The sequence below is a fragment of the uncultured Limimaricola sp. genome (assembly GCF_964022235.1).
Classification (GTDB): Bacteria; Pseudomonadota; Alphaproteobacteria; order Rhodobacterales; family Rhodobacteraceae; genus Limimaricola.
In genome coordinates this window covers 94,808-102,056 of record NZ_CAXHZL010000014.1, presented here as the reverse complement: position 1 = coordinate 102,056, position 7,249 = coordinate 94,808, and the positions used below count along the sequence as shown (strand labels likewise).

The following is a 7,249-nucleotide window of genomic DNA, read 5'->3' as shown; positions in this document are numbered from 1 at the left end:
GATCTCGACCAGCATCATCTTGTCGACCGGCGAGAAGAAGTGGATGCCGATGAAGCGATCGGGCGCATCGGTGGCCTTGGCCAGTTCGGTGATTGGCAGGGTCGAAGTGTTGGTGGCAAAGATGCAGTCGGGGCCGACGTGGGCCAACACGTTCTTGGTAACTTCGGCCTTGACGCCCACCTCCTCGAACACCGCCTCGACGATCAGGTCGCAGCCCGAGAGAGCCGCGTAGTCCATGGTGGCGGTGATGCGCGACAGCACCTGCTCCTTCTTCTCGGGCGTCACCTTGCGGCGCGAGATGCCCTTGTCGAGCAGCGCCTCGCTATAGGCCTTGCCCCGGTCGGCGGCCTCTTGGGCCGCGTCGATCAGCACCACCTCGATCCCGGCGTTGGCTGAGACATAGGCGATACCGGCCCCCATCATGCCCGCACCGATGACACCGACCTTCTTGACCGACTGGTCCGGAGCCTCGGGGCGGTTCGCGCCTTTCTCCAGCGCTTCCTTGTTGAGGAAAAGCGAGCGAATCATCGCGGTGGACGAGGGGTCCATCAGCACATGCGTGAACCAGCGCGCTTCGATCTTGAGCGCGGTGTCGAAGGGCACCAGAGCGCCTTCGTAAACCGCCGAGAGAAGCGCCTTGGCGGCCGGGTACACGCCTTGGGTCTTGCCATGCACCATCGCGGACGCGCCGACGAAGGTCATGAAGCCCGCCGGGTGATAAGGCGCGCCGCCGGGCATCTTGTAGCCCTTGGCGTCCCACGGCTTCACCAGATCCGCGTCCTTGGCCCCGAGCACCCATTCCTTGGCGGCTGCGAGCGGGTCTTCGACCACCTCGTCGATCACGCCTAGCGCCTTGGCCTTCTTGGGGTCGTTCATCTTGCCTTCGAGCAGCAAGGGCGAGGCGCCCATGGCACCGAGCTTGCGCACGAGGCGGGTGGTGCCGCCAGCGCCCGGAAAGATGCCGACCATGATCTCAGGCAGACCGATCTTGGCCTTGGGGTTGTCGGCGGCAAAGATCCGGTGGCAGGCCAGCGGAATCTCCAGCCCGATGCCCAGCGCGGTGCCGGGCAGGGCGGCGGCAATGGGCTTGCCGCCCTTGTTGGTCTTGGGGTCCATGCCGGCGCGCTCGATCTTGCGCAGCACGCCGTGCATGCGCATTACGCCCTCGAACACCGCTTTGGCAGGCTCGTTGCCGCCCGCCCGCTTCATCCCGGCGATCACGCCGAGATCCATGCCGCCGGCAAAATCCTTCTTGCCGGAGGTCAGTACGATGCCTCTTACGGCTTCGTCGGCCAAGGCCTCGTCGATCAGCGCGTCGAGCTCTTCGAAGCCCTGCATCGACATGACGTTCATGGAACGATCGGGTACGTCCCAGGTGATGACGGCAACGCCATCGGCATCGCGCGCAAGCGTGAAATCGGTCATGACGACCTCCCTATCGCAGGAACTGTGGGGGAAAGGCGGCGCTGGTGCCGCGTCAGGGGGCAGGGTCCGGCGGTGCGCCGAACTCGATCATCTCGATCACCGGGCGTGGCGTGTCGAAACGGCAGTAATAGATCACGTTGAGCTCCACCCGCTCGCGGCTTTCGTTTTTGAAGCTGCGCTCGATCCAGACCCGGAACTTGCCAGCGCGCGGCAGTTCCAAGGTATGGATACGCAGGTTGTCCTCGTGCATCTCGCGATGTGCGAGATCGCGTTTCCAACCCAGCAGCCATTCGCGATAGTCCTCGCGAGATATCAGCACCTTCAGCCCGTCCGTTCCCTGTACGGCCAGCGGATAGTCGCAATCGTCGAGCATCTCCTCGATCCGGTCCTCTCGGAACAGCCGACCGTGACGTTCGATGAATTGTGACATGAGAGGCGACATGCCGACGGCCTTCGTGAAGCTTGGAGGGCAAGGTTCCCAACCACTTAACCCGTGGCGCGTGCTTGTCCATACTTCAAACCCGCTCGATGATCGTGGCCGCACCCATGCCGGAGGCGACGCAGAGCGTGGCGAGGCCGGTGGATTGGCCCGTGCGCTCCAGCTCGTCGAGCAATATGCCGATGATGATCGCGCCCGTGGCCCCCAGCGGATGGCCCATGGCGATGGCACCGCCGTTGGGGTTCAGCTTGGCGGGATCGATGTCGAAGGCCTGCTGGAACCGCAGTGCGACGGCGGAAAAGGCCTCGTTCACCTCGAACAGATCGATGTCCGAGATCGACATGCCGCTGTCGGCGAGGATCTTTTCGGTCACAGGCACCGGACCGGTGAGCATGATCGTCGGATCGGTGCCGATCTTGGCGGTGGCGCGGATCCGGGCGCGGGGCTTGAGCCCATGCGCCTTTCCGAACTCGGCGTCGCCGATCAAGAGGCCCGCGGCGCCGTCGACGATGCCCGAGGAATTGCCCGCGTGGTGCACGTGGTTGATGCGCTCCAGATGCGGGTATTTCATCAGCGCGACCTTGTCGAAGCCGGGCATCACCTCGCCCATCGCCTTGAACGACGGCTCAAGCGATCCCAGCGCCTGCATGTCGGTCTGCGGACGCATGTATTCGTCGCGGTCGAGCAGAGTGAGACCGTTGATGTCGCGCACCGGCACCACCGAGTTCGCAAAGCGCCCGTCGTCCCAAGCCGCTTTGGCCCGGCGTTGGCTCTCGACGGCAAAGGCGTCGACCTCGTCGCGCGAAAACCCGTATTGGGTGGCGATGATGTCGGCCGAGATGCCTTGCGGTACGAAATAGGTCTTCATCGCCACCGAAGGATCGACCGCGATCGCCGCCCCGTCGGACCCCATGGGCACGCGGCTCATCGCCTCGACGCCGCCCGCGATATAGGCCCGGCCCGCGCCCGCGCGCACCTGGTTGGCGGCAAGGTTCACCGCCTCCATTCCGCTCGCGCAGAAACGGTTGATCGAGAGGCCCGGAATGCGCTCGTCGAGGGTCGAGGCCAACACGGCGGAGCGGGCGAGGCAGCCGCCCTGTTCGGCGACCTGCGTGGCGTTGCCCCAGATCACATCCTCGATCACGTGGCCCTCGATGCCGTTGCGCTGGGCCAGCGCGTCGAGCACGCCCGACGAAAGCTTGAGGCTGGTGACTTCGTGCAGCGCGCCGTCCTTGCGGCCCTTGCCGCGGGGCGTGCGGATCGCGTCGTAGATGAAAGCGTCGGTCATGCGGTCTCTCCTTGCCGGTCGGCGGGCGATCCGGGCATCAGCTCGTAGGGATGTTTCCAGCCGGGCAGGGCCGCGATGCGGTCGAGCCAGCGGTCGATGTTGGGGTGGGCGGCGCGCTCGAAGCCGAAGGGTTCGGGGTAGTAGAGATAGCCGCAGCAGGAGAAGTCGGCGTTGGTCGGGCCGGAGCCCACCAGCCAATCGCGCGAGGCAAGCGCGCGGTCGAGCGTGGCATAGGTCGGCGCGAGCCGGCCCTGCAGCCAGTGGATCACCTGCTCGGGGCGCTTTTCGGGCGGCAGGAAGTTCATCAAGAAGCGCAGCGCCCCCGCCTGACCCGAGAGCTTGTGGTTGTCCCACAGCACCCAGCGCAACACCTCGCGCTTTTCCTCGCGGCTCTCGCCGCCGTAAAGGCCGGTCCGTTCGGTGATCCAGTCCTGAATCGCGCCCGATTGACTCAGCCGGAGGCCGTCCGCTTCCAGTACCGGTACCTCGCCCATCTCATTGAGCGTGCGAAACGCGTCACTGCGCGCCGCCCCGGCAAAGAAATCCACCTTCACCGGCTCCCAGTCGAGCCCGGCGAGCGTCATCGGCAAGGCCGCCTTGTAGGCGTTGCCGCTCTCGCCAAAGCAATGCAGTCGGATCATGTCCCCTCCCTCGGTCGTGGCGCCGGGCCGAAGCCGTACGCCGGGGTCTGTGCGGAATGGCGATGAGACGCGGTCGCAATTAACGCCTCATAAACCTTTGCGACCGATCCTCGGTCTTGCGGTACAGGCTGGCGAGCCGATGACCGCGATTGGTGAAGCCCGGACCACGCGTCGTTCAACACGACCGCTGTGTGGCCCGAGTGGACTGCCGGCCCGTTCGCCATTCTAACAATACGCAGCTTTTTCATCTGCCCTCCCGTGCAGGTCTCTACCGCTTGCGCGCTTCCAGCTCCGCGTTGAACAGCCTCAGCCTGTGGTTGAAGGTGTCCTCGGAAATGACGCTGTCGAAATTCTCGAACAGAAAGGACAGGGCCTCGCCCTCGTCGAGCCCGGCCTCGCGCGCGAAGCGCTTGAGGCGGCGGTAGCCGTCCTCGCTCATCGCGACGGGAAAGCGGCGGGTCAGTTTCAGGCGTTTGGGCATCTCGTCCTCCGGTTCGGTCCGGTGCGAGCCTCGCCCCGGACCAAGCCTTCGTCCATCAGAAAGCGTCGTCGGCCAGCGCCATCACCGGGGCGGCGCCGCTCTCGATCCGCGCCAGATGCATCTTCGTCGCCGGAAGCTGGCGCGCCATGTAATAGCGCCCCGTGGCAAGCTTGGTCTCGTAAAAGCCCCGGTCGCCGGTGCCCGCATCGAGCCCCGCCTGCGCCGCGCGGGCCATGCGCGCCCAAGTCCAGCCCAAGCAGACATGCCCCATCAGATGCATGAAATCGGTGCTGCCCGAGAGCGCCGCGTTGGGATCCTTCATGCCGCTTTGCATGAAGAACATCGCCGCTGCCTGCATGTCCTTCGACGCCGCCTTCAGCGGATCGATGAAGTCGCGCGCGAAGTCGGCATCCTCGGCGTTCTCCTTGCAGAAGACCTTGATCTCCTCGATCAGCGTCATCATCGGCTTGCCACCCTGCGCGGCGAGCTTGCGGCCCACGAGGTCGAGCGCCTGCACGCCGTTGGCACCTTCGTAGATCATCGCGATCCGGGCATCGCGCACGAACTGCGACATACCCCATTCCTCGATGTAGCCATGCCCGCCAAAGATCTGCTGTGCCTGCACGCACATCTCGAAGCCCTTGTCAGTCAGGAAGCCCTTGATGATCGGCGTGAGCAGCGAGATCATCGCCTCGGCCTCCGCGTCGCCCGCCTTGTGGCTGCGGTCGATCAGCATCGCGCCCCAGTAGGTGAAGGCCCGCGCCGCCTCGTTAAAGCTCTTCTGATCCATCAGCGAGCGGCGGATGTCGGGATGCACGATCAACGGATCGGCCGGGCCGTCGGGGTTCTTGGCACCGGTCACGGCGCGGCCCTGCAGCCGGTCCTTGGCATAGGCGAGGGCGTTCTGATAGGCGGCCTCGGACTGCGCCCAGCCCTGCAGGCCGACGCCGAGACGCGCCTCGTTCATCATGGTGAACATGGCGCGCATGCCCTTGTGCGCCTCGCCAAGGAGATAGCCTTCGGCCTCGTCGTAGTTCATCACGCAGGTGGCGTTGCCGTGGATGCCCATCTTTTCTTCGAGCGCGCCGCAGGTCACGCCGTTGCGCGCGCCGAGCGAGCCGTCCTCGTTCACGAGGAACTTCGGCACGACGAAGAGCGACACGCCCTTGATGCCCTCGGGGCCGCCGGGGATCTTGGCCAGCACGAGGTGGACGATGTTCTCGGCCATGTCGTGCTCACCGGCCGAGATGAAGATCTTCTGGCCCGAGATCCGGTAGGTGCCGTTGTCCTGAGGCACCGCCTTGGTGCGCATCAGGCCGAGATCCGTGCCGCAATGCGGCTCGGTCAGGTTCATCGTGCCGGTCCATTCGCACGAGCCAAGCTTGGGCAGCCAGCGCGTCTTCTGCGCGTCGGTGCCGTGGATCTTGATCGCGGTATAGGCGCCGTGGGTCAGGCCCTGATACATGTTGAGCGCCATGTTGGCCGAAACCATCGGCTCGTTGGCGGCGGTGTGCATGAGATAGGGCAGGCCCTGTCCGCCGAATTCCTCGGCGACGTCGATGGCGGTCCAGCCACCGTCGCGGATCTGGTCGAAGGCGGCCTTGAAGCCCTTGGGCGTGCGGACCACCCCGTTCTCGAGATGACAGCCCTCGCGGTCACCCGAAAGGTTCAGCGGCGCCAGCACGGCAGAGGAAAGCTTGCCCGCTTCCTCGAGGATTGCGGCCGTGAAGTCGGCGTCGAGATCGGCATAGCCGGGGGTGTCCTGCTCGGAGACGTGCAGGAACTCGTGCAACACGAATTGGATGTCGCGGATCGGTGCAGTGTAGCTTGGCATTGCCTGTCTCTCCTCCGGCGGGCCGCGTGGCCCGGTCTGGTCCGATGCACGCGATCCGGGCTCCTCCTCCCGGACCGCGCAAATTCATCTCGACCAGAACGAGGAGAGGGCGGTCAGGCCGCCGTCGCCCGTGCGCGCAGCTGGTTCAGCCGGTCTGCGCCCCAGTTCATCTGCGTCTCAAGCTCCCGGATCGCTTCATCGAGAGCGGCGCGTTGCTCCTGCATCTCTCTGAGATGCCGCTCGGCCACTTCGAGGGTGCGCGCAAGCTGCACCTCCTGCTGGTCGTCGGTCTCATAGAGATCGAGAAGCTGGCGGATCTCTTCGAGGCTGAAGCCGAAGCGCTTGCCGCGCAGGATCAGCTTGAGCCGGGCCCGGTCGCGCCGGGTGAAGAGCCGTTTCGTGCCTTCACGAATGGGAAACAGAAGCTCCTTTGCCTCGTAGAAGCGCAATGTGCGGGGCGTCACGTCGAAGCTGTCGCACATTTGGCGGATGGTCATGGTCTGGTCGGTCATTTTTTTCTTAACCCTTGGTGTCCGGTCAGACGAGTCACCTGCGGGTTCCGAAAAGACCTTACAAGCAAAGGTGACGCGAACGTAAACATGACGCAGCGTCAGGGTGCGGATGACGAAAGGTCAAGAAAAATTCGCCCGTTACAGAGAAACTTTGTTCTCTTGGTCAAATTTCATGATACCCGTCCAAGTTGTTGATATTGCCATGACTCACGTTAGGGAGGATTGAGATTCGTCCCTGAGTTTGCGCAGATCGGCGATCGTCTGCTCGAGCTCGCTACGCTGCGCCTCGAGGATCTCGAGCTGGCGATCCGCCATCCCGATCCAGGTTTCCATCTGTGCCCGATTACCTTCGGTTTCGTAGATGATGAGAAACTGGCGGATGTCTTCGAGGCTGAAGCCAAACCGGCGGCCCCGCAGGATCAGGATCATGCGCGCGATCTCGCGCCGTCCATAGAACCGCGCGCGGCCCTGCTTTTGCGGCGCCAGCAGCTCTATGTATTCGTAATAGCGCAACGTCCGAGGCGTCACCTCGAAACGTTCGCACATTTCTTTGAAAGTCATGGGGGTATCGGACATCTTCGGCGCTCCTTCGAGCGAACATTAGGGAGGTCGTGCCGTGACGACAACAC

The 7,249-nt window shown here is 64.3% G+C and carries 8 protein-coding genes; all 8 read right to left on the bottom strand.

The annotated features are described in order from the left end of the window. Positions 1 to 1,425, bottom strand: a 1,425-nt coding sequence (locus tag AADJ02_RS16105; RefSeq protein WP_341214024.1) for a 3-hydroxyacyl-CoA dehydrogenase NAD-binding domain-containing protein, incomplete at its 3' end; no start/stop codon positions are given. Between the two features lie 52 nt (positions 1,426 to 1,477). Continuing rightward, on the bottom strand, positions 1,478 to 1,855 hold the full coding sequence (locus AADJ02_RS16100; RefSeq protein ID WP_341214023.1) for a hypothetical protein: 378 nt from the start codon (positions 1,853 to 1,855) through the stop codon (positions 1,478 to 1,480). An 85-nt stretch (positions 1,856 to 1,940) separates the two neighbouring features. After that, positions 1,941 to 3,152, bottom strand: a complete 1,212-nt coding sequence (locus AADJ02_RS16095; RefSeq protein WP_341214022.1) for an acetyl-CoA C-acetyltransferase — start codon at positions 3,150 to 3,152, stop codon at positions 1,941 to 1,943. Further along, positions 3,149 to 3,793, bottom strand: coding sequence for a glutathione S-transferase (locus tag AADJ02_RS16090; RefSeq protein WP_341214021.1), 645 nt, complete (start codon positions 3,791 to 3,793; stop codon positions 3,149 to 3,151). Before AADJ02_RS16090 ends, AADJ02_RS16095 begins: the two co-directional genes overlap by 4 nt. Before the next feature lie 268 nt (positions 3,794 to 4,061). Beyond that, positions 4,062 to 4,274 carry a hypothetical protein gene (locus tag AADJ02_RS16085; protein WP_341214020.1) on the bottom strand — a complete coding sequence of 71 codons (213 nt, stop codon included), beginning with the start codon at positions 4,272 to 4,274 and terminating at the stop codon, positions 4,062 to 4,064. A 55-nt stretch (positions 4,275 to 4,329) separates the two neighbouring features. Continuing rightward, on the bottom strand, positions 4,330 to 6,108 hold the full coding sequence (locus AADJ02_RS16080; RefSeq protein ID WP_341214019.1) for an acyl-CoA dehydrogenase C-terminal domain-containing protein: 1,779 nt from the start codon (positions 6,106 to 6,108) through the stop codon (positions 4,330 to 4,332). Positions 6,109 to 6,221: 113 nt separating this feature from the next. Then, positions 6,222 to 6,620: a MerR family DNA-binding transcriptional regulator gene (locus tag AADJ02_RS16075; protein ID WP_341214018.1), complete on the bottom strand. Its 399-nt coding sequence runs from the start codon at positions 6,618 to 6,620 to the stop codon at positions 6,222 to 6,224. Positions 6,621 to 6,827: 207 nt separating this feature from the next. After that, positions 6,828 to 7,196 (bottom strand): MerR family DNA-binding transcriptional regulator, encoded by a 369-nt coding sequence (locus AADJ02_RS16070; protein WP_341214017.1) that lies wholly within the window; start codon positions 7,194 to 7,196, stop codon positions 6,828 to 6,830. Positions 7,197 to 7,249: the final 53 nt, after the last annotated feature.